This is a genomic window from Corallococcus sp. CA053C, from assembly GCF_003611675.1.
Lineage (GTDB): Bacteria > Myxococcota > Myxococcia > Myxococcales > Myxococcaceae > Corallococcus.
In genome coordinates, this window is record NZ_RAWA01000903.1 from 1 (window position 1) to 422 (window position 422).

Consider the following 422-nt stretch of genomic DNA (forward strand, 5'->3'; position numbering starts at 1 on the left):
CGCCAACCTAGCCGATGCGGCACGGCGGGTTGCCCGGAATGGAAACACGCTGTGATTGTCACCCTGTTTCAGGAAGTGACGCTTCCTGCCTGTCTTGACACTCCTGGAAGCCGACAGTAAGCCAGCCGGGACACCCTGATGCTCTCGCGCGCCCACACCCTCGCCCGCCTCACCGCGATGCTGCTCGTCGCGATCTGGGGTGCCCAGCCGCTGGGTCTGACGCTGCACGTGGAGCAGCACGCGCACCGCTTCTGTCCGCAGCACCAGACGTTCGAAGAGGACGCGCGGCGCGCGAACCCCACGCTGTCCCGGTTCGCCGAGCGCGCCCCCACCCTCGCGTCCATGCCACCCGCGGTGGCGGACGCGCCGGGCCTCAACCACGAGACGTGCCCGCTGCTCACGGCCGCCCCGCAGGCCGAGGC

At 70.1% G+C, this 422-nt stretch carries 1 protein-coding gene; it reads left to right on the top strand.

The window, feature by feature from the left end; translation table 11 throughout:
* Positions 1-138 precede the first annotated feature (138 nt).
* The coding region (locus D7V97_RS43805; RefSeq protein WP_120616322.1) for a hypothetical protein at positions 139-422 on the top strand (284 nt) is incomplete at its 3' end.